At 37.8% G+C, this 24,788-nt stretch carries 14 protein-coding genes and 4 pseudogenes; 10 read left to right on the top strand and 8 right to left on the bottom strand.

Features of this window, described 5'->3' with window-relative positions; translation table 11 throughout:
• Positions 1 to 108: 108 nt before the first annotated feature.
• Positions 109 to 2,709: a type I DNA topoisomerase gene (topA, locus tag M983_RS16145; protein ID WP_066753390.1), complete on the bottom strand. Its 2,601-nt coding sequence runs from the start codon at positions 2,707 to 2,709 to the stop codon at positions 109 to 111.
• A 300-nt stretch (positions 2,710 to 3,009) separates the two neighbouring features.
• Here topA and M983_RS16140 point away from each other — a divergent pair, with 300 nt between their 5' ends.
• Positions 3,010 to 3,258 (top strand): YciN family protein, encoded by a 249-nt coding sequence (locus tag M983_RS16140; protein ID WP_066753386.1) that lies wholly within the window; start codon positions 3,010 to 3,012, stop codon positions 3,256 to 3,258.
• 184 nt (positions 3,259 to 3,442) lie between these two features.
• Here M983_RS16140 and sohB read toward each other — a convergent pair whose 3' ends face one another.
• A complete protein-coding gene (sohB, locus tag M983_RS16135) occupies positions 3,443 to 4,489 on the bottom strand; it encodes a protease SohB (RefSeq protein WP_066753383.1) in 1,047 nt (348 codons plus the stop codon).
• Positions 4,490 to 4,703: 214 nt separating this feature from the next.
• Here sohB and M983_RS16130 point away from each other — a divergent pair, with 214 nt between their 5' ends.
• On the top strand, positions 4,704 to 5,465 hold the full coding sequence (locus tag M983_RS16130) for a YciK family oxidoreductase (protein WP_210433258.1): 762 nt from the start codon (positions 4,704 to 4,706) through the stop codon (positions 5,463 to 5,465).
• 169 nt (positions 5,466 to 5,634) lie between these two features.
• Here M983_RS16130 and M983_RS16125 read toward each other — a convergent pair whose 3' ends face one another.
• From M983_RS16125 to rnm, 4 genes and pseudogenes are all read right to left on the bottom strand, one after another.
• Positions 5,635 to 6,582: a hypothetical protein gene (locus tag M983_RS16125; RefSeq protein WP_066753378.1), complete on the bottom strand. Its 948-nt coding sequence runs from the start codon at positions 6,580 to 6,582 to the stop codon at positions 5,635 to 5,637.
• Positions 6,583 to 6,777: 195 nt separating this feature from the next.
• Entirely contained in the window at positions 6,778 to 7,704 is a 927-nt protein-coding gene (gene rluB / locus M983_RS16120) for a 23S rRNA pseudouridine(2605) synthase RluB (protein WP_066753375.1), read from the bottom strand.
• A 323-nt stretch (positions 7,705 to 8,027) separates the two neighbouring features.
• Positions 8,028 to 8,648, bottom strand: a complete 621-nt coding sequence (locus M983_RS16115; protein WP_066753409.1) for an L-threonylcarbamoyladenylate synthase — start codon at positions 8,646 to 8,648, stop codon at positions 8,028 to 8,030.
• Positions 8,649 to 8,671: 23 nt separating this feature from the next.
• Positions 8,672 to 9,531, bottom strand: a pseudogene (rnm, locus tag M983_RS16110) (RNase RNM).
• Between the two features lie 304 nt (positions 9,532 to 9,835).
• Between rnm and M983_RS16105 the strand changes: the two are divergent.
• From M983_RS16105 to M983_RS18080, 8 genes and pseudogenes are all read left to right on the top strand, one after another.
• A complete protein-coding gene (locus tag M983_RS16105; protein WP_066753406.1) occupies positions 9,836 to 11,413 on the top strand; it encodes an anthranilate synthase component 1 in 1,578 nt (525 codons plus the stop codon).
• A pseudogene (gene trpD / locus M983_RS17955) lies at positions 11,413 to 13,006 on the top strand (bifunctional anthranilate synthase glutamate amidotransferase component TrpG/anthranilate phosphoribosyltransferase TrpD). Before M983_RS16105 ends, trpD begins: the two are co-directional and overlap by 1 nt.
• 3 nt (positions 13,007 to 13,009) lie before the next feature.
• Entirely contained in the window at positions 13,010 to 14,380 is a 1,371-nt protein-coding gene (gene trpCF, locus M983_RS16090; RefSeq protein ID WP_066753366.1) for a bifunctional indole-3-glycerol-phosphate synthase TrpC/phosphoribosylanthranilate isomerase TrpF, read from the top strand.
• A gap of 47 nt (positions 14,381 to 14,427) precedes the next feature.
• Positions 14,428 to 15,618, top strand: a complete 1,191-nt coding sequence (gene trpB / locus M983_RS16085) for a tryptophan synthase subunit beta (RefSeq protein ID WP_066753362.1) — start codon at positions 14,428 to 14,430, stop codon at positions 15,616 to 15,618.
• Positions 15,618 to 16,427, top strand: coding sequence for a tryptophan synthase subunit alpha (gene trpA, locus M983_RS16080; RefSeq protein ID WP_066753359.1), 810 nt, complete (start codon positions 15,618 to 15,620; stop codon positions 16,425 to 16,427). The genes trpB and trpA overlap by 1 nt, the downstream gene beginning before the upstream one ends.
• A 331-nt stretch (positions 16,428 to 16,758) precedes the next feature.
• Positions 16,759 to 17,028 carry a BON domain-containing protein gene (locus M983_RS16075; protein ID WP_425415205.1) on the top strand — a complete coding sequence of 90 codons (270 nt, stop codon included), beginning with the start codon at positions 16,759 to 16,761 and terminating at the stop codon, positions 17,026 to 17,028.
• Between the two features lie 128 nt (positions 17,029 to 17,156).
• A pseudogene (locus M983_RS16070) lies at positions 17,157 to 17,335 on the top strand (IS3 family transposase); the annotation flags it as partial.
• Between the two features lie 119 nt (positions 17,336 to 17,454).
• Positions 17,455 to 17,631: pseudogene (locus M983_RS18080) on the top strand (integrase core domain-containing protein); the annotation flags it as partial.
• A 247-nt stretch (positions 17,632 to 17,878) separates the two neighbouring features.
• Here the strand turns inward: M983_RS18080 and M983_RS16065 are convergent.
• Positions 17,879 to 22,630: an RHS repeat domain-containing protein gene (locus M983_RS16065; RefSeq protein WP_157091983.1), complete on the bottom strand. Its 4,752-nt coding sequence runs from the start codon at positions 22,628 to 22,630 to the stop codon at positions 17,879 to 17,881.
• 788 nt (positions 22,631 to 23,418) lie between these two features.
• Complete coding sequence (locus M983_RS16060) at positions 23,419 to 24,660, bottom strand: hypothetical protein (protein ID WP_066753347.1); 1,242 nt, start codon at positions 24,658 to 24,660, stop codon at positions 23,419 to 23,421.
• Positions 24,661 to 24,788: the final 128 nt, after the last annotated feature.

Below are 24,788 nucleotides of genomic sequence, written 5' to 3'. Positions count from 1 at the left end.
ATTAACCATTAATACTGTTTTAATGTACGTTATTTAGCTTATCTTCTTAATACTAAAAAAGCGACTAACTCACATTAGTCGCTTTTCATTTTTAGAGGCAGTGCAAAATTATTTCGCTTTTTCAACCCATTTGCCATCAACATAAAATGCTGACCAGCCTGTTGCCTTACCGTCTTTTTCTGAAGAGACATATTGTTGTTTTGTTTTACGACTAAAACGAACAATAGTTGGATTACCTTCAGGATCAGCAACGGGTGCTTCTGCTAAATAACGCATTTTTTCAGATAGTCTATCTTTAAAACGCACTAACTCTTCAACTTTAGGAGCTCGCGTTTCTCTCGATTTAGGGAAAGTATTCGCGGCAAGGAATATACCCGCAGCCCCATCACGTAAAACGAAATAAGCATCTGATTTTTCACAAGGTAATTCAGGTAACGGTACAGGATCTTCTTTAGGTGGTGCTATTTCGCCACTTTTTAAGATTTTACGCGTATTTTTACACTCATCATTGGTGCAACCCATGTATTTACCAAAACGCCCCATTTTCAGGTGCATTTCAGCGCCACATTTATCACATTCAATAACAGGGCCTTCATAGCCTTTTAAGCGGAATTCACCCTCTTCAACTTCATAACCATCACATGCAGGATTATTACCACATACATGCAATTTACGATGCGTATCGATCAGATAACTATCCATCGCGGTGCCACATTTAGGACAACGACGGCGAGCACGTAAAGCGTTAGTTTCTGCATCATCTCCTTCAAGAATATTGAGTAGCTCATCTTCTGGAATAAGATTGATAGTTTGTTTGCAGCGCTCTTTCGGCGGTAATGCATAACCAGAACAACCTAAAAAGACACCCGTTGTCGCGGTTCTAATACCCATATGACGTGAACATGTTGGGCATTCAATGGAGGTGATAACCATTGGATTTGGTCGCATTCCACCTTCTTCAGGATCTTTTTCAGCAACAGTCAGTTGCTCACTAAAATCACCAAAGAAAACATCTAATACCGCTTTCCAATTTTCTTCATTGTTAGCAACATGGTCGAGATTTTCTTCCATTTGTGCCGTAAAATCGTAGCTCATTAAATCGCTGAAGTTTTCTTCTAAACGATCGGTGACGATCTCACCCATTTTTTCGGCATAAAAACGACGATTTTCTACTTTAACATAGCCTCTATCTTGAATAGTTGAAATGATAGATGCATAGGTTGAAGGACGACCAATACCGCGTTTTTCAAGCTCTTTAACAAGCGTTGCTTCACTAAATCGCGCTGGTGGCTTAGTGAAGTGCTGGGTAGGATTAAGCTCAACTAACGTTAATTTAGCGCCAACATCAACCATTGGTAGCGTTTTATCTTCATCTTTATTACGCATAGCTGGCATAACTTTAGTCCAACCAGCAAAACGTAAAGTACGGCCTTTTGCACGCAGTTTATAATCACCTGATGTCACGGTTAAGGTTGTTGAATCATATTTTGCAGGTGTCATTTGACAGGCGACAAATTGATTCCAAATCAGTTGGTATAAACGTTTCGCATCATTATCCATATCTTTTAACGATTCAGCAGAAACGCTGATATCTGAAGGACGGATAGCTTCATGTGCTTCTTGCGAATTTTCTTTATTTGAATAAATATTCGGCGCTTTTGGTAAGTATTTATCACCAAAATTCTCATGAATATAATCACGAGCCATTTGTATTGCGTCTTGACTTAAATTAGTCGAGTCAGTACGCATATAAGTGATATAACCCGCCTCATAGAGACGTTGCGCTAACATCATCGTTTTTTTCACACCAAAGCTTAAACGAGTACTTGCCGCTTGTTGCAAAGTTGATGTGATTAATGGTGCGCTAGGCTTACTTGAAGTGGGCTTATCTTCACGATCTTTAACTACGAATGTTGCATTTTTAAGCGCGTTAACCGCAACTTGTGTTTCATCACCAGAAACAGGATTAAACGCTTTATCATTGCAATGGGTTACTTCCATACGCAATGCTTGCTCATCTGGCGTTAACAAGGAAGCGTGTAATTGCCAATACTCTTCAGGAACAAAGGCTTTAATTTCACGCTCACGTTCAACTAATAGACGAACTGCAACAGATTGTACGCGTCCTGCTGATAATCCACGTGCAACTTTTTTCCACAAAAGAGGAGAAACCATATACCCAACAACCCTATCCATAAAACGACGGGCTTGCTGTGCGTTAACGCGATCGATATTTAACTCACCAGGCGTTTCAAAGGCTTGTGTAATGGCATTTTTAGTGATTTCGTTAAAAACCACTCGACTAAATCTATCATCTTCACCGCCGATAACTTCGCGTAAATGCCATGCGATAGCTTCTCCTTCGCGGTCAAGGTCGGTTGCGAGATAGATATGGTCAGCTTTCTCTGCTAATGATTTTAGTTCAGCGACGACTTTTTCTTTGCCTGGCAGAATTTGATAATTCGCAGTCCACCCATTGTATGGGTCAACGCCCATACGGTTGACTAAGGCGGTTTTCTCATCCTTTTTAACTTTTTTTACGCCTTTTTTCGTGGCGGATGAGTTTTCGCTCTTCTGGCTGCCCGATCCACTTTTTGGTAAATCACGAATGTGACCAACGCTAGATTTCACTACGTAGTCATTACCAAGATATTTATTGATCGTTTTGGCTTTAGCCGGGGACTCCACGATAACAAGAGCTTTACCCATAATTACCTTTACCTAATTAAACTTTGTCATGACGGCATTATTCAATACCATCAACTCAAAAAACTTTTAAAATCTCTTTTTTATATTGCGTTAGTTTTGCAATATATCAACCTGTTTTTATTTAAAGCTTTTGTTTAAACGCAAAACTCGTTACGTTTTTTGAGGTATTTTAAACACCTCTACACTTTAATTCAGGTATCACCATTTGCTACATATAGCGTAGCCTAGCTTTTAAAAATGCCACACTCTACCTGATAAAAAGTGATGCGCAACAAATTATTTTTCTAAGGAGCACAATTTATGCCAAACAAAACTACACCTATCACAACCAAGATGCTACTTGAAAAAGCGAATAAAATCATACGTGAACATGAAGACTATTTACAAGGAATGTGTGCGGATTCTGTTGAACAAAAAGGTGACGTTCTCGTTTTTAAAGGAGAATTTTTCCTCGATGACCAAGGATTACCGACACTCAAAAGCACGGCTGCATTTAATATGTTCAAGTATCTAGCTCAGGAATTATCTGATAAATACCATTTAGAATAAGACGTTTTTATGTTATTTATATAATAACCCTAGAAAAAGCATATTTAGATAAATATTCGCTTAAAAATCATTAAATAATCAAATAAATTTATCTAATTAACTCTTTTTATGATGACGATACTGAGAAGATTTTAATACCTCTCAGTATCGTCAATATTGATAATTAAAGAGAGCTAATCTTCAATCACAACAGTGGTTTTTTGCCTCGTTGAACCCAGCGCATTAAAAGCTTATCAACACTTTCCATTGCACCACCTGTAACACGTTCAACCATTTTCTTTTTAATAACATATTGCACTGAGAATACTTCAAAATCATTAATTCGGCTAATTAACCAGTCATCACTTACGCCAACTTCATCAATAAGCCCTTTGTTTAAAGCATCAGTACCATACCAATATTCACCAGTTGCAACACTATCGATATCTAGCTGTGGACGATATTGATGAACAAAGTTTTTAAATAATAAATGCGTTTCATTTAAATCTTGTTTAAATTTCTCACGCCCTTCTTCGGTATTTTCACCTAAAAGTGTCAGTGTGCGTTTATATTCGCCCGCAGTATGTAATTCAACATCAATATCATTTTTCTTGAGTAAACGATGGATGTTTGGGATTTGTGCGACAACACCAATAGAACCGATAATCGCGAAAGGTGCAGCCACAATCTTATCTGCAACACAAGCCATCATATAACCGCCACTAGCAGCCACTTTGTCTACGACCGCCGTTAATTTGATACCTTTCTCTTTTAGACGCGTTAATTGTGCTGCTGCAAGCCCATAACCATGTACCATACCACCAGGGCTTTCTAAGCGAAGCAGTACTTCATCACCGGTCTGTGCAACAGATAGCACTGCACTAATTTCCTCACGTAAAGCACCAACTTCATGAGCATCCATACTGCCATTAAAATCAATAACATACAAACAGGGTTTAACAACGCCTTTTCGTCCTTCTTTAGCATTGTTTTTACTTAATTTGCTTTCTCGTTTTTGTTGCTTTTTAAACGCTTTATACCAAACTTTTAATTCGGCATCATCCATTCTGGCTTGTTGCATAACACGTTGTTTATCATGATAGCTTTCAGCAAGATCTGTGACTTTTAACGTCCCTTTTCGATTTTGTTTTTTACTTCCCACTATCACAAAGAATAAAACAATCGCGATAATTGCCACAACGACAGTAACTATTTCTGCTAAAAACAGTCCATATTGTAAAATATACTCCACAAAGACCTCTTTTTAAGGTTAATAAAACTGAAGAAAATTTATTGCCCTAGTTTAATGAAATTTTGCGCTAGTACCAGACACTAAGGTATCTTTATGACAATTTCATAAAAGCGCATAATGCTATTACAGCAATAAAAACGTAATGCAAAACTAGTCCTTATTGCAATTAGACGTTACACTTTATGGACTTTTTACCAAACAGGAGCTCTACATGCTGCAATATCAACCCGAACATACTGTCTTAAAAGATAAAATTATCCTAGTCACTGGCGCTGGTGATGGTATAGGCAAAGAAGCGGCTCTGACTTATGCTAGCTATGGTGCAACATTAATCTTAGTTGGTCGTACTTTATCAAAACTTGAAGATGTTCAAACACAAATTATTGCTTCAGGTGGCCAACATCCTCTGCTTTATCCTTTAGATTTACTTACAGCAACCGAAAATGATTACCAATTATTAGCAGATACAATTGCAAGACGTTTTCCTCATCTTGATGGCGTCTTACAAAATGCAGGTTTATTAGGCGTCGTTGAGCCAATAATTAACCAACCAAGTGCACTGTGGCATGATGTAATGCAAGTTAACGTTAATGCGACATTTATGCTAACTAAAGCATTATTGCCTTTAATGTTAAAAGCACCTCATTCAAGTTTAGTATTAACAACATCAAGTGTCGGTCGCCAAGGTCGTTATGGTTGGGGTGCTTATTCTGTCTCTAAATTTGCGACAGAAGGTTTTATGCAAATATTAAATGAGGAATACAACGATACAACAGTACGTGTAAACTGTATTAATCCAGGCGGTACTCGTACAGGTATGCGTGCAAGTGCTTTCCCTGAAGAAGATGCATTAAAACTGAGAACACCAAAAGATCTCATGCCTTTATATCTTTATGTAATGAGCGATGATAGCTTAGATGTGAAAGGACAGTCTCTAGATGCACAACCTGATAGATTAGCAGGTCCTGCCGCATAATTTATTTTATCTTAATTGCACAACATTCATTCTATTATTTATCTGTAATAAAAAATGTTGTGCAACACTTATTTTAAAGAGAAATTAAAAAAGGTGCATTATTAACCATCTATTTATTCTTTTTACTTTATTCGATTATCTTTTTTTAATTATTAAAACAAGAAGTTTATCATATTAAAATAGGCTCACTTAAAACACCCGCATCAAATATTTTACTTGTTTCAAGTATTAATTTAATGTAAGCGTCTTTATCGTCAAACATATTACTTTGTATTTGTTCATGATAAATTTTCGCCATATTCATTATATGTGAATGGTAAGCGTTATAGTAAGTTCTTCTATCATTTACATCTCGCGAAGATAAATATTGATAAATAATATTATTTATTTGTTTTGCTTCTTTCACTAATTTGTTATTATTAAATTTTATTTTATCAAGGCTAATAATAAAATCTTCTGTTCGTGTATTTTCTTCATTAATCCAATTGAGTTTATTTTCATTTAGTTCATCTTGTAATAACTCTATGTTCGAATGGAAGTGTATTCCCTCGGGATTTTTCAATAACAACTTACCAAAGGAAACTTGTGAATAACATTTAGTCAGTACATTGGCAACAGCCTTGTCTTTCCTATCATCAAGATAAGTATTGATTGTCTCACCGATAGGTACATTACAATGAAATACGTTATTATCAATAAACATCGCATCTGAACTATTAATGGCGCCACTAATTAACTGACCATTTACCCAAACTGATTGAGTATTGAGATAAAAGTTATTAGGATCTTCTTTGGCAGTTAATACCGAAGTAAAACTATAATAAATAGCTCTAGAAGGATTAATTATTCCACCTTGATTTCCAGGATAAACCATAAAAATTTTCTTTTTGCCATTTATATCAACTAATACATGTTTTCCATCTTCTAATTTTATTTTTTCAATCTCACCTTCATTAATCTTAAAATGAGTATTATCAATATAAAACTCTAATGGTGTATTATTGTTATTACTAATATAAAATAGACCTGTTTGTGCTGTCGGGCTAATTGTTCTATCACAACCCACAGCAAAAAAATTAGTACAAAAAATGATAGTTAAATAAAAATACCGATACATATTATTGAGTATACCTTATCGTAAAATATACAAATAAATGTCAATTGATAAAAATAGCTTACCATCTAATTAGTATTAATATAATAGTTTTATTTATAATAAAAAGAAAGTCATCAAAAAAAGAAGTCTCCTTAGCGTATAAGAAGACTTCTTTATTAACCAAAAATTTTATAATACTTAAAATGAAAGAATAAATTATTTTTTATTCATTCCAGCTGATTGACGACGGCTTGAAGCTCTTTTCGCTGGCGATGTTGACGAACGAGCAGAAATTTTTGTATGACGTTTCACAGCACGACGAATTTGATTCGCCTTAATGCGTCTTTGATCTTTTTCTACTGCAACTTTCGTTACTGTTTCATCATTCAGTTCAACCAGTTGGCGTAAATAGTTGATTTGATCAAGACCTAACTCAACCCAACCACCTCGTGGTAATCCTTTAGGTAAATCTATATCACCATAACGAACACGAATAAGGCGACTGACTTGAACGCCTACGGCTTCCCACATACGACGCACTTCGCGGTTACGACCTTCAGTCAAAGAAACATTATACCACTGGTTAATCCCTTCACCGCCACGATATGAAATAGAACGGAAAGAGGCCATACCATCTTCTAACTGAACGCCACGAGTTAATTGGCGCACTTTCGCATCATCAATTTCACCAAATACACGCACCGCATATTCGCGTTCGACTTCACGGCTAGGATGCATTAGACGGTTTGCCAACTCACCGTCGGTTGTGAATAAGAGCAAACCACTGGTATTGACATCAAGACGGCCAACAGCAATCCAGCGAGCATGGTTAAGACGAGGTAAGCGTTGAAAAACGGTAGGACGACCTTGGGGATCACTACGAGTACATAATTCGCCTTCAGGCTTATAGTAAGCCAACACTCGGCAAACATCTTTTTGTGCTTCTCTAATATTTAAAATACGACCATCTAAGCGGATCTTTGCTGTTGATGTCACATCAATGCGATCGCCTAACTTCGCTTTTGTGCCATCAATACTAATTCGTCCTTCTTGAAGATAACCTTCAATTTCACGGCGAGAACCATGACCAGAACGAGCTAATATTTTTTGTAATTTTTCAGTACGTTGCGATTTATCGCTCATGAACAACCTCATGTGTCGCCTTCACAGGCGTCATAAAAATAGAATTAATTTTCTAAATCAACTTGATAGGAAATAGCCTGTGTTTATTAAATCGTTAACAAACATAGGCGTATTGATTCAATAGAAAACGATATCGATATGTTGTTAATTCAATATCGTTAGCAATTTATTAGATAAAATAGACACTTTATATTGGCGAATTCGCTAAAAGTGTACGATAACCCTTATCATTAAGTGCAAATCTAACACAAGCAAGAAAGCCCTTCACCTGTTATCTCATTCTAAATTTTTCACTATCAAAAATAGTGTTTATTAATAATCACTTACTGAAAAGGAGTGATATCTCCCATACCTTCACGAATAATCACTGGTGTATCTTCTGTAAAATCAACCACAGTTGTTAATTTTTGTCCTAAATAACCACCATGGATAACTAAATCAACCTGCTTGCCCAATAAATCATTAATTTCTTCAGGATCAGATTCAGCAAAATCATTACCTGGTAATATCAAGCTTGTTGACATCAACGGCTCATCAATATTTTCTAATAATGCAAGCGCAATGGGATTAGAAGGCACTCGTAAACCTATTGTTTTACGCTTTTCATTCATTAAACGCTTAGGTACATCTTTCGTTGCTTTTAGAATAAAGGTGTAGTTTCCTGGCGTGTTGTTTTTGATTAAACGAAAAACCACATTATCAACATGTGCATAGGTAGCAATTTCTGATAAATCACGGCACATTAATGTAAAGTTATGATTTTTGTCTATTTGACGAATACGACAAATTCGCGTCATTGCATCTTTGTTATCTAAACAACAACCGATAGCATAACCAGAATCTGTTGGATAAATCACCACTCCGCCTTTCCGTAAAATATCAGCACTTTGTTCAATTAAACGAGCCTGCGGATTATCTGGGTGAATATAAAAAAATTGGCTCATACATCCCTCAACGACTTTTGCTATTAATCCTGCCATAGTGTCCAAACGGGTTCGACACCACCAGGTAACCATAAATTACGACCTAACTCTATCCACGAGCAAGGACGATGAAAATCAGAACCTAACGAGGCTTTGAGTTCAAAAGATTGAGCTAAAGCTGCGTGCTGCTCCCGTTCTTGTGGTGGTTGTTGACATTGTGCCACTTCCATTGCATCGCCACCTTGTTGTTTAAAATAAAGCGTCACTCGCTTTAACCATTTAGAGGATAGACCATATCGACCAGGATGTGCGAATACTGCAACCCCCCCTGCCTCATGAATTGCAGTGACAGCGTCACTGATTGAACACCACTGTGAGGGTACATAGCCTGTTTTGCCTTTTGCTAAATAGCGTTTGAACACTTTATTGACTGATGCTACATGGCCCGCATTTACCAAAAATCGAGCAAAATGGCCACGAGTAACTTGTCCTCCTTGAGCTAACGCTTTTGCCCCTTCCCAAGCGCCTTCTATACCTGCTTTGGCTAAACGTTCACCAATCATTATTGCGCGTGCTTCACGGCGTAAGCTTTGAGTATTAAGTAACGCTTTTATTGCAGGATGTTCAATATCAATATTTAATCCCACAATATGTATTTCTATATTCTCCCACAAAGTCGATATTTCGACACCTGGTATCAACGTAAGAGGTAATTTTTTTCGTTGATATAACGAGTTGCAGGTGCAATTGCGGCGGTTGTATCGTGATCGGTAATCGCTAGAACGTTGATTTGTCGCTCTATCGCTCTATCAATCAGTTCTTCTGGTGAAAGTTCGCCATCTGATGCTGTAGTGTGGCTGTGTAAATCATAAATCACCCGTAAATCAGAGAGCGTATCAGTCATTTGTTTACCTTGTTCGAATTACCACGATAATAATTTTTTAAGAGTATGCCATAAAGTACTTGACGAACCCAATCCAATCCAGTTTACTAGTACACAACACGAGCTAGTTCGATATCTATTTATCTATTGTTGCTGTAAGGAGATTTTATGAATACCAATCAACATGTTATCGCTTTTTGGTGGCGTACATCTATGTTATGGGTGGTTTGATTTCCTGCTTAGCGTCAGTGATATCAAAAGCCCGCACATGCGGGTTTTTTTTACGCTAAAAACATCAACTAAAGAAAATAGAGAGCAAAAAATAATGAATACAACACTCGCATTTCCATTCAAGGTCAACGAAAAAGCATTACCTTATTGCAGTGAGCCTGCTTTACTTTTCAATACGTTATGTGCAGAACGTGGTAATACATTGCTACTAGAATCCGCTCAAATCGATACTAAAGCTAATTTACAAAGTTTACTAATTGTAGACAGCGCATTACGTATAAGTGCTGTTAAAAATCAAGTTACTATTGATGCATTAAGTATTAATGGACAAGCTTTATTACCCAGACTAAAAATCGCATTAAAAGAAAAAGCAATACTCAATTTTGACACGCCTTCACAGTGTGTGTTTACTTTTTCAGCACCAAATCAAGATATAGATGAAGAAAGTAAATTAAAATCAGCCAGTGTATTTGATGTTTTGCGTTTCTTCTTAGGTAATTCAGCAGAAAAAGAGCGTGATGCTCTCTTTTTAGGTGGTTTATTTGCTTACGATTTAGTTAGCGGTTTTGAGCCTATTCCTGAGCTTGAAAGTGATTTTTCTTGTCCAGATTACTGTTTTTATCTCGCTGAGCAATTAATTAAGATCGACCATCAAAATCATCATAGCCAACTTATTACTCTTAGATTAACGGATGATAAATCAGAGTGTGACCGCCTGATTTCGCGTCAAAATCAGTTAATTGAAGTGGCAAAATCACCATTAAAACAACCTGTGCGCTGTACACTTAGTGAGCAAGAGCGCACCATAAAAGGCAATATGGATGATAAAGGATATGGTGATATTGTTGATGCAATGAAAACATATATTCGTCGTGGTGATATATTTCAAGTCGTACCATCACGTCGTTTTCAAGTTGCATGCCCTTCTCCTTTATCCGCTTATCAAGTATTAAAAGCGAAAAATCCAAGCCCGTATCTTTTTTATATGCAAGATACTCAATTTACTGTATTTGGTGCATCTCCTGAAAGCGCATTGAAATATCAAGCTGATAACCGCCAAATTGAAATTTATCCTATCGCAGGTACACGTCCTAGAGGTCGTCATGCTGATGGCTCTATTGATAATGATCTTGATAGTCGTATTGAGCTTGAAATGCGTACTGATACCAAAGAGCTTTCAGAACATATCATGCTAGTAGACTTAGCGCGTAATGATTTAGCGCGGATTTGTCAGGCTGGCAGTCGATATGTTGCTGAATTAACAAAAGTCGATCGCTATGCATTCGTCATGCATTTAGTTTCTCGTGTTATCGGTAAACTTCGTCATGACTTCGATATATTTCATGCTTATCAAGCTTGCATGAATATGGGCACATTATCAGGTGCACCAAAAGTCAGTGCGATGCAACTGATTGCACGTTATGAGAGAAAGAAACGTGGTAGCTATGGTGGAGCAATAGGTTATTTTACAGGTGCTGGTGACTTTGATACTTGCATTGTTATTCGCTCTGCCTATGTCGAAAATCAAATAGCAACTATTCAAGTCGGAGCTGGCATTGTGCTGGATTCAGATCCGAAAATGGAAGCAGAAGAAACTCGCAACAAATCACAAGCTGTTATTAATGCCATTTTGCAGGCACATGAAAGTACTCAAACGCAGGAGGCTTATTAATGGCGACTATCTTACTGCTCGATAATATTGACTCATTCACTTATAACTTAGTTGATCAATTACGCACACTAGGACATGACGTCATTATTTATCGTAATACTGTTACAGCAGAGTTGATCGAGCAAAAATTACAGGAATTAACAAACCCAATATTACTATTATCGCCAGGTCCTGGCGCCCCTTCTAAAGCGGGTTGCATGCCAGAATTACTTAAGCGTGTATTAGGTCAATACCCCATTATTGGAATTTGTTTAGGACACCAAGCCATTATTGAAGCTTATGGCGGAAAAGTCTCAGGTTGTGGTGAGATTTTGCATGGTAAAGCAACGTCAGCACAGCATGACAATCAAGCGATGTTCACGTATTTACCTAATCCATTACCTGTTGCGCGATATCATTCCTTATCAGGAGAGCATATCCCTGATGAGCTCATTATTAATGCGTGGTGTGATGACACTGTGATGGCAGTGCGCCATCATCAACATAAAACCTGTGGTTTTCAGTTTCACCCTGAATCAATTTTAACCACAAAAGGTGCACAACTTTTAGCACAAACAATCGCATGGTCACTAGCTCCTAAAGGAGACGCATAAAATGGATATTATTTTTAATAAGTTATTTAGCTCACAACATTTAACATTAGAAGAGAGCAAAACTTTATTTAGCGCCATTATCCGTGGTGAATTAACTGAATCTCAACTTGCTGCTGTATTAGTTTGTATGAAAATGCGCGGCGAAGAACCGCAAGAAATTGCAGGCGCAGCGAGGGCATTACTTGAAGATGCCTTGCCTTTTCCACGTCCTGATTATACTTTTTGCGATATCGTAGGTACTGGTGGTGATGGGGCGAATAGTATCAATATTTCAACAGCAAGTGCATTTGTTGCTGCTGAAATTGGTATAAAAGTAGCAAAACATGGCAATCGCAGTGTATCAAGTCGCTCAGGCTCTTCTGATTTATTAGCGGCTTTCGGAATTCCTTTAGACAATAGTGCTGATACCGCGCGCCAATTACTTGATGAAGTCGGACTATGTTTTTTATTTGCCCCCTTTTATCACAGTGGATTTCGTTTCGCAGCCCCTGTTCGTCAGCAATTAAAAACACGTACGCTATTTAATGTATTAGGCCCTTTAATTAATCCTGCTCGTCCACCATTGGCATTAATTGGTGTTTATAGTCCAGAACTATTAACCCCCATTGCAAATACATTAAAAGTATTAGGTTATGAGCGCGCAGCTGTTGTTCATAGTGGCGGAATGGATGAAGTTTCTTTACATGCACCCACTCACGTTGCCGAATTACATAATGGTGAAATTACAAACTATGAATTAACACCGAGTGATTTTGGACTTCGCCCTTGTGCTTTAAGAGATTTAGAAGGTGGTACTCCTGAGGTTAATCGCCAATTACTTTCAGATTTACTGCAAGGACAAGGTAAACGCGCTCATACAGAGTCTGTCGCAGCGAATGTCGCCTTATTAATGCGCCTACATGGACAAGAAGATCTTAAAGCGAATACTGAAGTAGCAATGCATACTATTTATAGTGGCAAAGCAATTAATCGTGTAAACGCACTAGCGACAAGAGGATAAAAAATGACTGTATTAAACGCTATTGTGAAAGATAAAGCGGATAACCTTGTTGAGCGTAAAACTATTCAACCTTTATCAGAATTTCAAGACAAAATAACGCCGTCTACACGTTCATTTTATGAAGCATTAACGCAACCTAACACGGTATTTATTTTAGAATGTAAAAAAGCATCGCCATCTAAAGGATTAATTCGTACTGATTTTGATCCTGTAAAAATAGCAAAAACTTATCAACCTTATGCGGCTGCTATTTCGGTGTTAACCGATGAAAAATATTTCCAAGGTAGCTTTGATTATCTACGCCAAGTTAGCGATGCCGTTCATCAACCTGTGTTATGCAAAGATTTTATTATTGATGAATACCAAATTTACCTTGCTCGCTTTTATCAGGCTGACGCGATTTTATTAATGCTTTCTGTATTAACTGATGATGAATATCGTGCACTTTCAACAGTTGCTCATCAATTAGATATGGGTGTATTAACCGAGGTTAGTACAGAGGAAGAACGCCAACGAGCAATAAAATTAAACGCCAAAGTAATCGGAATTAACAATCGAGATTTGCGTGATCTTTCTATTGATTTAACACGGACTCAGCAACTTAGCCAAGGATTGCCTCAAGGTACTATTATTATTAGTGAGTCTGGTATTCATACCCATCAACAAGTTAAAACACTAAGTCAATATGCGAATGGTTTTTTAGTCGGTAGCGCGTTAATGTCGCAAGAGAATATTGACCAAGCAGTGAGAGCGCTCATTCTGGGAAAGTATAAAGTGTGTGGCTTAACCCGCACACAAGATATTCAAGCTGTATATAACGCTGGTGCTTATTATGCAGGACTAATATTTGCAGAAAAATCACCTCGTAAAGTGACATTATCGCAAGCTCAAGAACTTGTGAAACAAGCCCCTTTAGCTTTTGTTGGTGTTTTTCAAAACCAACCTATTGAGCTTATTTGTAAATATGCCAAAGCACTTAATTTATCAGCGGTACAACTTCATGGTGATGAAGATAGCCCATTTATTGCGCAATTAGGCCAGCAATTACCCGCAGATTGTGAAATTTGGCAAGCCGTTAACATGGCAAAAAAAACTGAATTTACTGTATTACCACAAGTGAACAAATACATTCTTGATAATGGGGCTGGTGGGACAGGAAAAACATTTAATTGGCACAATATCCCTAAGCAATTACGTGATAACGCATTACTTGCAGGGGGTCTTAATAGTGAAAACTGTTTAGATGCAGAGAAAACAGGTTGTCTTGGATTAGATTTTAACTCAGGTGTTGAGTCAGCTCCCGGTATAAAAGATGAACAACGGTTGCTAAATGTGTTCAAGCAATTGCATCACTATCGCATTCCACAATATTAAATCCACACAATTACAATGAAAAAATTTAAAAATAGGATGGCAACACAATGAGAAAACTTAACCCTTATTTTGGTGAATTTGGTGGACAATATGTCCCAGAAATTTTAATTCCAGCGCTGGATCAACTCGAACAAGCATTTATCGATACACAAAATAGCCCGTCATTTCAGCAGGAATTTCAAGATTTACTTAAAAATTATGCTGGTAGACCAACAGCATTAACCCTTTGCCGTAATTTAACTGAAGGCACCCGTACTCGCCTATATTTAAAGCGTGAAGATTTATTGCATGGTGGAGCTCATAAAACGAACCAAGTGTTAGGACAAGCACTTTTAGCAAAGCGTATGGGTAAAACAGAAATTATTGCAGAAACAGGTGCAGGTCAACATGGTGTAGCAACCGCCCTTGCTTGCGCATTATTAAATATGAAATGTCGTATTTATATGGGTGCTAAAGATGTTGAACGCCAATCGCCTAATGTTTTTCGTATGCGCTTAATGGGCGCTGAAGTTATTCCTGTGCACAGTGGCTCTTCAACACTTAAGGATGCCTGTAATGAGGCTTTGCGTGACTGGTCTGGTAGCTATGAAAATGCACACTACTTATTAGGAACAGCAGCTGGTCCTCACCCTTACCCAACTATTGTGCGTGAATTCCAACGCATGATTGGCGATGAAGCCAAATCTCAAATTCTTGAGCGTGAAGGTCGATTACCTGATGCAGTAATTGCTTGTATTGGTGGGGGTTCTAACGCTATTGGCTTATTTACTGCATTTATTCCTGAAACGTCTGTGCAACTTATTGGTGTAGAACCCGCAGGTAAAGGTATTGAAACAGGTGAACATGGTGCGCCACTTAAACACGGTAAATTGGGGATCTATTTCGGTATGAAATCGCCAATTATGCAAACAGATGAAGGTCAGATTGAAGAATCTTATTCTATTTCTGCAGGTTTAGATTTCCCATCAGTGGGTCCTCAACATGCGCATTTAAATAGCATTGGTCGAGCTGATTATGTTTCTGTTACTGATGATGAAGCTATTGAAGCCTTTAAAGCACTTTCTCGCAGAGAAGGGATTATTCCTGCATTAGAATCCTCTCATGCTCTTGCTTACGCATTAAAATTAATTGCACAAAATCCTGACAAAGAACAGCTATTAGTGGTGAATCTATCAGGACGGGGTGATAAAGACATTTTTACTGTTAATGATATTTTAGCAGCACGAGGAGAAATCTAATGAATCGCTATCAATTATGCTTTGAGGCGTTAGCTGAAAAAAATGAAGGCGCTTTTGTTCCTTTTATTACCTTAGGTGATCCCTCACCTCAATTATCATTACAAATTATTGATGCATTAATTGAAGGTGGTGCTGATGCGCTTGAAATAGGTATTCCCTTTTCAGATCCTTTAGCTGATGGTCCAACTATTCAAGGTGCAAATTTACGAGCATTGCATGCCAATGTTACACCGACAGAATGCTTCTCTTTATTAAGCCAAGTTCGTCAAAAACACCCTAATATTCCTATTGGGCTATTAGTCTATGCAAATTTAGTGTTTAGCAATGGCATCGATAATTTTTATCATAAATGCCAACAAGCAGGTGTTGATTCTGTTCTTATTGGTGATGTGCCTTTACGTGAGTCAAAAGTATTTCGTGATGCGGCACAAAAAGAACGAATTGCACCTATTTTTATCTGTCCTCCTAATGCTGATGATGCGTTATTAAACGAGCTAGCAACTTCAGGAAAAGCCTATACTTATCTCTTATCAAGAGCAGGTGTAACTGGCACTGATAAGCGTGCTGAACATTCATTGTCTCATTTAACAAAAAAATTAAAAGACGCCAAAGCGCCACCTGCATTACAAGGTTTTGGCATTTCAGAACCAGCACAAGTGAAAGAAGCATTAGATAATGGTGCTGCAGGTGCTATTTCAGGATCTGCCGTGGTACAAATTATTGAAAAAAATCTCCACCAGCCTAATGTAATGCTTAATAAGCTCACTGAATTTGTTAAAGCGATGAAAAAAGCAACACAATCGCAATAATTTTATTGTGATACCCTACTCTGATCCGCTTTAGGCATGTATTTAATTCATATTCCTAAGCGGATTATTCTTAATTATTTCTGCTGATTACCTCAAATTAAAGCTATATATATTGCGAGAAGTCCTGAATTTAAAGCATTGTGAGTCTTTCTAAATATTTTTCACTTCAAATTATCTTGACGCAAAAATTTGGCAATTTTTAATTTTTTGCTCATAATTCATTAAGAGCTTTATATTTTCTTTTCATAAATACCCAACCAATAATGTGATTATAAGGAGTTCGATGATGAAACTATGGGCAAAAATTTCTGCTGTATTTGCAGCACTACTCATGGTGTTTACAATAGCTGCATGTTCACCAACACCAAAAACAGAAGGTACTGGTGGTTATTTTGATGACTCAGTTATCACTACTAAGGTTAAAACAGCTCTATTAGGTGAGAAAAATCTGAACTCAACACAAATTAGCGTTGAAACATTCAAAGGAAAAGTACAATTAAGTGGTTTCGTTTCATCAGAAGCTGATGCTAATCGCGCTATTGATACAACTCGTAACGTGAAAGGTGTTAAAGGTGTTATCAACTCAATGAGTATTCGTTAATCATACTCTATAAAAAGTTTCTTTTGAGTAAAAAAGCCACTTTAGTGGCTTTTTTTTAGCCTAATTTTCATCAACTGACCCGTCCTAAATAAGGTTGACACTTTTCCAACTTAAAATTGGAGAGTGTAATGAAACCAACAAGTAAACGAACTCAACGTGATTATTCCCTAGCCTTTAATTGGCAGTCGTTGACCAAGTAGAAAAAGGCGAATTCACCTATAAACAAGCTCAATATCAATACGGCATACAAGGTCGTTCTACCATTTTGGTTTGGCTTCATAAGCATGGTAGATTAGATTGGTCGAAAGATACGCCCAACACTCTTTATAAAGGTGCGGCTATGATCCAATCTTCTGAGCAACAAACACCTGAATAACGCATTAAAGCCCTCGAAAAAGAATTTGAAGAAGCTCAGCTTAAAGCCGATTGGCAGAACGGGTCAATGGAATATTAAAAATGGAGTATTTACTAGTCAAGCCAAGTAATTTGGAGCAGGCAAGAAAGTTATTTGAAGAATCAATACAGTTGTATAATGAATGGCGACCGTATTTATCATTAAATTATAAAACGCCCAATGAGGTTCATCGGGCATTTTATACCTGAAAAGTTGTCAACCTATATCAGGACTAGTCAATTTTTTGCAGGTTGGTATGTTAATTTCCTTCGCTATAAATAAGAGGTTTATTCTTAGTCTCAATACCTGCCATATAAGCTCTTAGCACAGTAATATAGAAATAAACTGTTGACCTTTCTGTAAAGTAAAGATAATCCCTTTTTATACGCTCTCCCAAAAATTGGGCTTAGTTAGTCTGATTTAAAGTGGGTAGGGTTTGATTTTCTGGATACAAAGTTAAAGTACAGGTCTAAACATTGCAGCATCATAATTCCATTTCCAGTAATTTTTAGAAAATAATGAGTAAGGGTTTGATTTTCTAATCTGAAATTCATAATTTTCGGCAAAGGTCTTACTCATATATGCAAAACCGTCGCCTCCTCGTATTCCTGCCGCCTCATATAAAATCTTGTTTAGACTATTTACCTCAAAATTTCCTGTGACAGTACCTACATAAGATTTGACAGGAAGCTTCGTCAGGTTAGCTAATTTTTGGCCGAATGATTGACTATTACCATTTCCAGAAAAACACATAATGGTTCTAATATTTTCATAGCGATCTAAGATTTTTCTTTGTTTTATAATGGAAAATAACTCCTCCGCATCTAGATTAGCGCCAAAAGAACGAGCGAGTAGCCCTGTACCATTTTTTTGTAGTGAACCATGAGCAACAATATTAAGCCTTCTCCCAAATTTATAATTATCTTCAAAAAAATAAATATCCTTACCCATAGAATCAAGTTCTTTCATTGTACCACTTAACATCATAGAGCTTGTTGTGTTGGAGCTACTCAATATTTTTGCTCCTCCCATACCCATACTTATTCCCAAACCGGCCAAGCCCATACCCATGGATATCCAACCCAGCACAGAGGAAGCTGCCGGATCGCTACTTTCCGCTGCACCGCTCGCGATCGCTGTCACATCTGATACAATACCTAGCCCTCCTACCACTAATGAGGTAACTGATGCTGAAGCCAGTGCCCCGGATATAGCGCCCATTGTTGAGATGGATGCTCCTGTTGTTATGGTTACTGTTAGTGCTGTAGCAATTGTCGAGGCAACCAAAGACAATCCCGCGGTAAAAGCAGCAGCAAAAAGACCCGCGACACCGAGCCCTATTCCCACTTTACTGCCTGTGCTCATGTGACCTGAGGGATCAGTCAAATTAATAGGATCCCCCGCGCAATAGGCATAAGGATTAATGCCACCTTCATTGAACGGACTCATACTATCTGGACAGTTAAAACGCATCAGAACTGGATTATAGGCCCGATAACCGTTTCCCAAGTGGTAACTACCACTTACAGGATCAGACCGCTCACCGTTAAAACCTGGCAGTAAATCGATCGGATTTCCGCTGCCATAAGGCGACCAGCTATGTAGCTGCTCTCCACCGATATTATCATTTGATAATAATAAGCTGTTGTTATGATCAGTTCCCGTAAGGGTTAGCTTATGACCATCGCTAACCCCCAGACAAAGAGAACCCTGTTTAATCAAACGTATATCCTGCTTGTTTTTAGAAAGCACTTCATTTACCAGATCATTTCCTCGATAGTACAGTGCCCTCACATCACTTTGACTAACATTCTGAGTCGCCAACCGGTTAACTGCATCATACTGATAGCTGCCTCCATTAATGTTTTCTCCGCTGACTTCGATCAATCTTCCTCGTACATCATAAATCAGTGTTCTGCCCGCCTCATCCAGAGTCATCCGACCGTTTGCATCATATGTCAGATTAATCGTCGGTGGGTACTTGCCATGTGTATGCGTTACCATCGATAACTGTGTTGGATCATCTGTATTCAGATAATGATATGTAGCTGTATCGGTGCTGCCATCGATTAAGGTGGTCGTGACAGACGTCAAATTATTTATCGCATCATGCTGATATAGCTGGCTTGTCAGTGGATTACCGTAAGCATCCAGCGTTGGCAATCTGCCACTCACACGATAACTAACCAAACGGTTACGGCAGTCATAATTATATTGTTCATCTTTCAATTTCATATTATTTTGCTGAGTCAGGCGACGACCAAGCAGGCCGTTTTTTAGCCAACTTAATTCTGTTGTCAGCGTTTTCCCACTGCTGTCAGTGAGGGTTCGTGTAGTTTCTCGGCTGAAATCATCATACGCAAACGAGGTGGTTAAGCTCGCACCACCAACCGTCTCCGTCACTGTTTGACTCGACAAGCGATGCAGGAGATCGTAGCTCAACTCAACATCAAGAGCACTGTCCGATATCTCGACGATTTGTCCTTGCTCATTACGTTTATAACACGTCTGCGCCCCTGTAATATCCGTGTAGCTAAGAGGAGTTCCGCTCAATGTGCTGATATGATCTGCCTGATGGTGGCTCCCCTGCCGAATAAACTGCTCTCGGATCAATTGACCTGACGGTGACCTGATGCAAACATATTCGGTATCACCCTCACGGGCTTTTAATAGAGCACCAGTCAAATTATCGTATTCATAAATTTGAGTCACCTCTTCGGCACTAATACTGCGAGGGACATTATCCAGCTCAAGGATATACGTATACGTCAGTGACTCTCCCGATGGTAAGGTTTTTTTAGCAGGCACGGGAGATGCACCGTCATAATAATAGCTTGTCACTCGCCCGCCGACCGTTTCCTTCGTGACTCGGTTCAGACTGTCATATATCCGAAGACCCATTGTCTGAATCTGAAGATTTCCATCATCATCTGGACTAGTTACCTGAATACAGGTGACTTGACTGTCGCTTAAATGGGGGGCATATTCACGAGTTACTATAGTTCCGTCAGCCAGCGTACGAGATATCTCCCTATTAAACTCGTCATAGCTGTATGTGGTTAAATTTCCATCCGTATCTTCTTCTTGCCGTAATCGATTAAGCCCGTCATATATATAGCATTTTTTACTCTGTTCAGCTCCAGATACATCTTTCATCACTTCCTGTACTGGCAACCCAGTAATTTTATCTAGCTGAGTATTCACAGAACCACTTTTCATTAGAGTTATTCCTTCCCCACCTTGTGAGAAGGAATGTGTTAACCTTCGAACTGGATCTGTTTGTGTCAGTTCATAAAGATTATTCGAAAATGCCATTTCCGACTGATTACCCCAATTATCATAACTAACTCTGCTACTGATAATAAAATTACTGACAGAACCGGGCTCTGCAGTGATCCAGTCCTGCCCTGTACTAGCCCGCGACTGACCTAAAGAATCATACTGTGTTGACACAATATCAAACCATTGATGTGTATGATCAACATCAAATTGTTGCTGACGAATCTGACGCCCAGCCCCGTCAAAATAAATTCTTATCTGATTACCAAGGGCATCTCGCATTGTGGTAACAGGGCCTGTATTTTTGATCGCATATTCCCATATCGCTGTATTTTCATAATCTGTGCCTGAATTCAGTGTTTGGGTCAGTATTCTTCCCAGTACATCATAGGTATAGTCTGTTATTACTCCCTGAGGTGAAATTTCAGTACGTAAAAGTCCGTTATAAATAGACTGGCGGCGCGCTATCGATGACTGAAGTCCGTCATGTCCGGTAAAGATGACAGACTGTTCCATCAGGCCGTCACTGATCACAGTGTCAAAATCCTGTCTGCTGGTAAAAGAAACCCCCTTTTCGTAACGGGTATCAATAAATGCGATGATACGACCATACTCCGCATGCTCAGTATTTGTCTGATACTGGGTAGTGCGCACTGACAATAAGGTACTTCCGCTGAAGGTTGATTCAGTATCCTGCACTACACATAAGGTATTTCCTAGAGATTTATAGGTATAAACGGTCATATTAACCGGAGTATCACTGTAATCACTGGTACGAGGAGTGATTTTAACTGATTTTAGGAAACGGGCGAAACCATTCGGTTCGAGAGGGCAATTTTCCTCACCTTCCGCTGAATAAAATTCATATGTTGTGAGAGTACCATCAGGCGCTTTAATACTGATCGGGTTACCGTGCTCATCAAACTCGGTCTCCGTAATTTCCTGACGGGATTGCTCTGTCGCAGGCAACGAAGTATCCGTCAGAGTGACAATTTTCTTTTTGGGTAGCTGAAATTGAGCTGGCTGGCTCTCAATAAAATCATAAGGAATGGCATAATATTCTGTGTCTTCACGGATAATACTGCTATGTTTTTGTGTTTGTTCCGATATTTGCAGATGATAATTATTGTATTGCCGTTCAGTGATTACAGTGATCCCTTCACTGCTGATGGTTTCAGTTGAACCATAAATGTAATCGGTTAACGTAGTGTAGATATAATCACTATCAGCATACCAGTCACCAAAGTTACCATTAAAACCGAGGAAATTTTGTTCTGTGTATGTAAAATACCGAATAGTTTCTGGCTGCCCCGCTCCCGGGTCACGGGTATGAGTTAAAACGACTGGCAAACGTTCATTGAAACCCGATGATTCGGGATATCGGAGTCCCTCAAGCTGATTATAGACAACGTTATCCGTCATTCCTGTCGGATACTTTACTTCGGTAAGTAACAGATCTGTCATCCCTTCCAGAAGCTCGTAACTGAAATACCACTTCATTATTTCACTATCTGAAATATGATGGGAAATACAGTCAAGTTGAGACTCATTCAACAATTCAAATTGTATACGACTTTCATCTCTTGTTTTTGGCCACAGTGTTACGGTAGGGAATACCCCGTAACTAATCTGACATAAGGTCACTAACTCATCTCTAATTTCTGATAGCCGAGATACTTGGCCGCTCCAGTCCCATAGCAGATACAACAGGCGTCCAGAGGGAGAACAGATGGTCGTAGTGACGAATGTCTCATTATCTTCAGTTTTTTCTAGCAACTCTATTTTGCCGTCTTTCCAAAAAATGGTATAACCATCTCCATCCCCGTAACTATTGGTAAAAGCGAAACGGAAATTTTTAAGTTTATGGTTACGCACCTCATCTGAGCCGGGACTAACTCTGTATTTTTCACCATTGCTTAACTCCAGCAAATTAGTTTATTATTGAACTGCGTCAAACTCAGTGAAAAACCAGTACCGAACCCACAATTAATTCTGCTTAGTGATGAATAACTCAGGGACAGAGATAACTCGGGACCAAGTCGATTATTGCCTATTAATGAAACAACAGGTAGATTAACCATAAACTGACCAGTTCGCGGATCAACATCTGTATTTATAGCACTAATGAAATTTGATGATTGTGATGTGAAATTTTCATTCATAATTAGCACCTATTGTCATATTGTTAAAGCAATATCATTACACTTATATTAAGTGTAGAAAAATTTCTCAATATCTCTAGATAAAAGAGTATTTATTAGTAATTTACATAGTTAAAATCAGTCGATTTAAAAATAGATCTCATTATTTAATAAATGGTATAAGCATTGTTAATTAATAATAGTTTTTTAAAATTTATTAAAACATTTACCTTCATGAAATATTAATTTAAGTTTACTACTATCACCATAAACATCAGTGAAAACTAGAATCATGTCATTAATACAAGGCCTAAAGTTACTCCAATTCAGTCAACTTAGTTTTATTGTTTTTTATTAAAAAAATATAACTGAAACATAGATAGCAACCTGATTTTTAATCTGTCAAATTTACCGAATTCAGATCCCTCATTTTTTCATTGAAATATTAAGTTTTAACAACCCAATTAAACACCCCTTATTATAATAAACATTCTGATATCAATGTATTTATAATGCCTCTTGCAGTATCCAGTTATCATCTGGATACTGGATTAAAAAATAGAGCGAATATAGATGCTATTCGAGATGAACATCACCTAATTTTTTATAGTCCGATTGATCTGAGAAAAAAATAATCTTAAATTTACCTTTATTACCATAATTATCAACTACTGAAAAAGTAACTGGGTTCGATTTACCTTCCCAATGATTTGAATAGACATTACGACCCGTAGGGGTACTGATTTTATAACCCACCAGCTCCACTTCATTAACCCCAATACTAGTATTCAATACTGGAATATTAACTTCAGTCCGGTATTGCCATACCGAATCAGCAAGATGAAAATATCCTTTTATAGTAGGAGCTACGGACAGTGGTCGGTGCCAAAAATAAGTATCATAATCAGGATTATTAACATTTTTCCCAAATCCTCCGACGGCAACAAATAACGCACTATATTCGTCACCATCACGTAACAAAATTCCAGGTTCTTTCTTATGCCGCCATGTTGCCATTCCTTTATTTTCAATAAGATCTTCTGAATGAATACCGAAATAAGATCTTTTTACTTCAGTAAATTTTAATTTATCACTTAACTTTGGCGTAATCCTAACGGTACTTCGATACAAAGATGCGCCATTTTCTTTAGTCCAATATTTAGAATCCGACTTATAATCATGCACAACAAAAGTTTGTTTCTTTACCGGACTCCAGGGACTTTGGATTAATTGTAATTTAGTAATATCAGAATAATCGATCTGTATCATTGCTTTAACATGAACAGATGACGGAGCTCTAAATGGGGAGCCATTTTCTCCTTTAGGACTATTTTTAGTATCAGTACCATCAGATGTAGTATTAAATGCACCCACATTCGGTATATCGATCTGAGCAGCTATATCAATGTTCTTCTCCGCCAATACATTATTTGCGGTTAAATAGAAAATAAAGTTTTGATTTGCTCTTAATTCTTTAGCATTTTCATCTCTAGTCAAAGAAGTACTGTAATTGAAAGCATAAGGAAACTCAGATGCGACAAGGGAAGAGTTCCAATGCTTAACAGATGAAGGGCTTCCATTATGAGAAATTTTTTCGCCCGTAGAGTAAGTTACTAGACTCAAAATCTTACTTATTTCGTCATCTGATATAGATATTTGTTCATTATTTTTATCTACGGCATTAACTTGAATGTGTAATTTAACCTGATTTTTCCCATTACCAAAAATCTCTGCACTTTTGGCATTTACACTGTCATAAAATGAAATTTTAAGCGTAGTAAGTTTCTTAAAATCTTTCCATTTGTCAAATTCACTCATGGGGATACCTCATTTCATATATTTACATTAAAAATTAAATGAATCACTATTTAATTACATATTAAAATAAACGTTAATAAAACAATGAAATTAAAAATTATCATTATTGGCATTACTAATCAATAACA

It is taken from the genome of Proteus myxofaciens ATCC 19692 (assembly GCF_001654855.1).
Lineage (GTDB): Bacteria > Pseudomonadota > Gammaproteobacteria > Enterobacterales > Enterobacteriaceae > Proteus > Proteus myxofaciens.
This window is presented reverse-complemented; position numbering and strand designations above follow the sequence as displayed.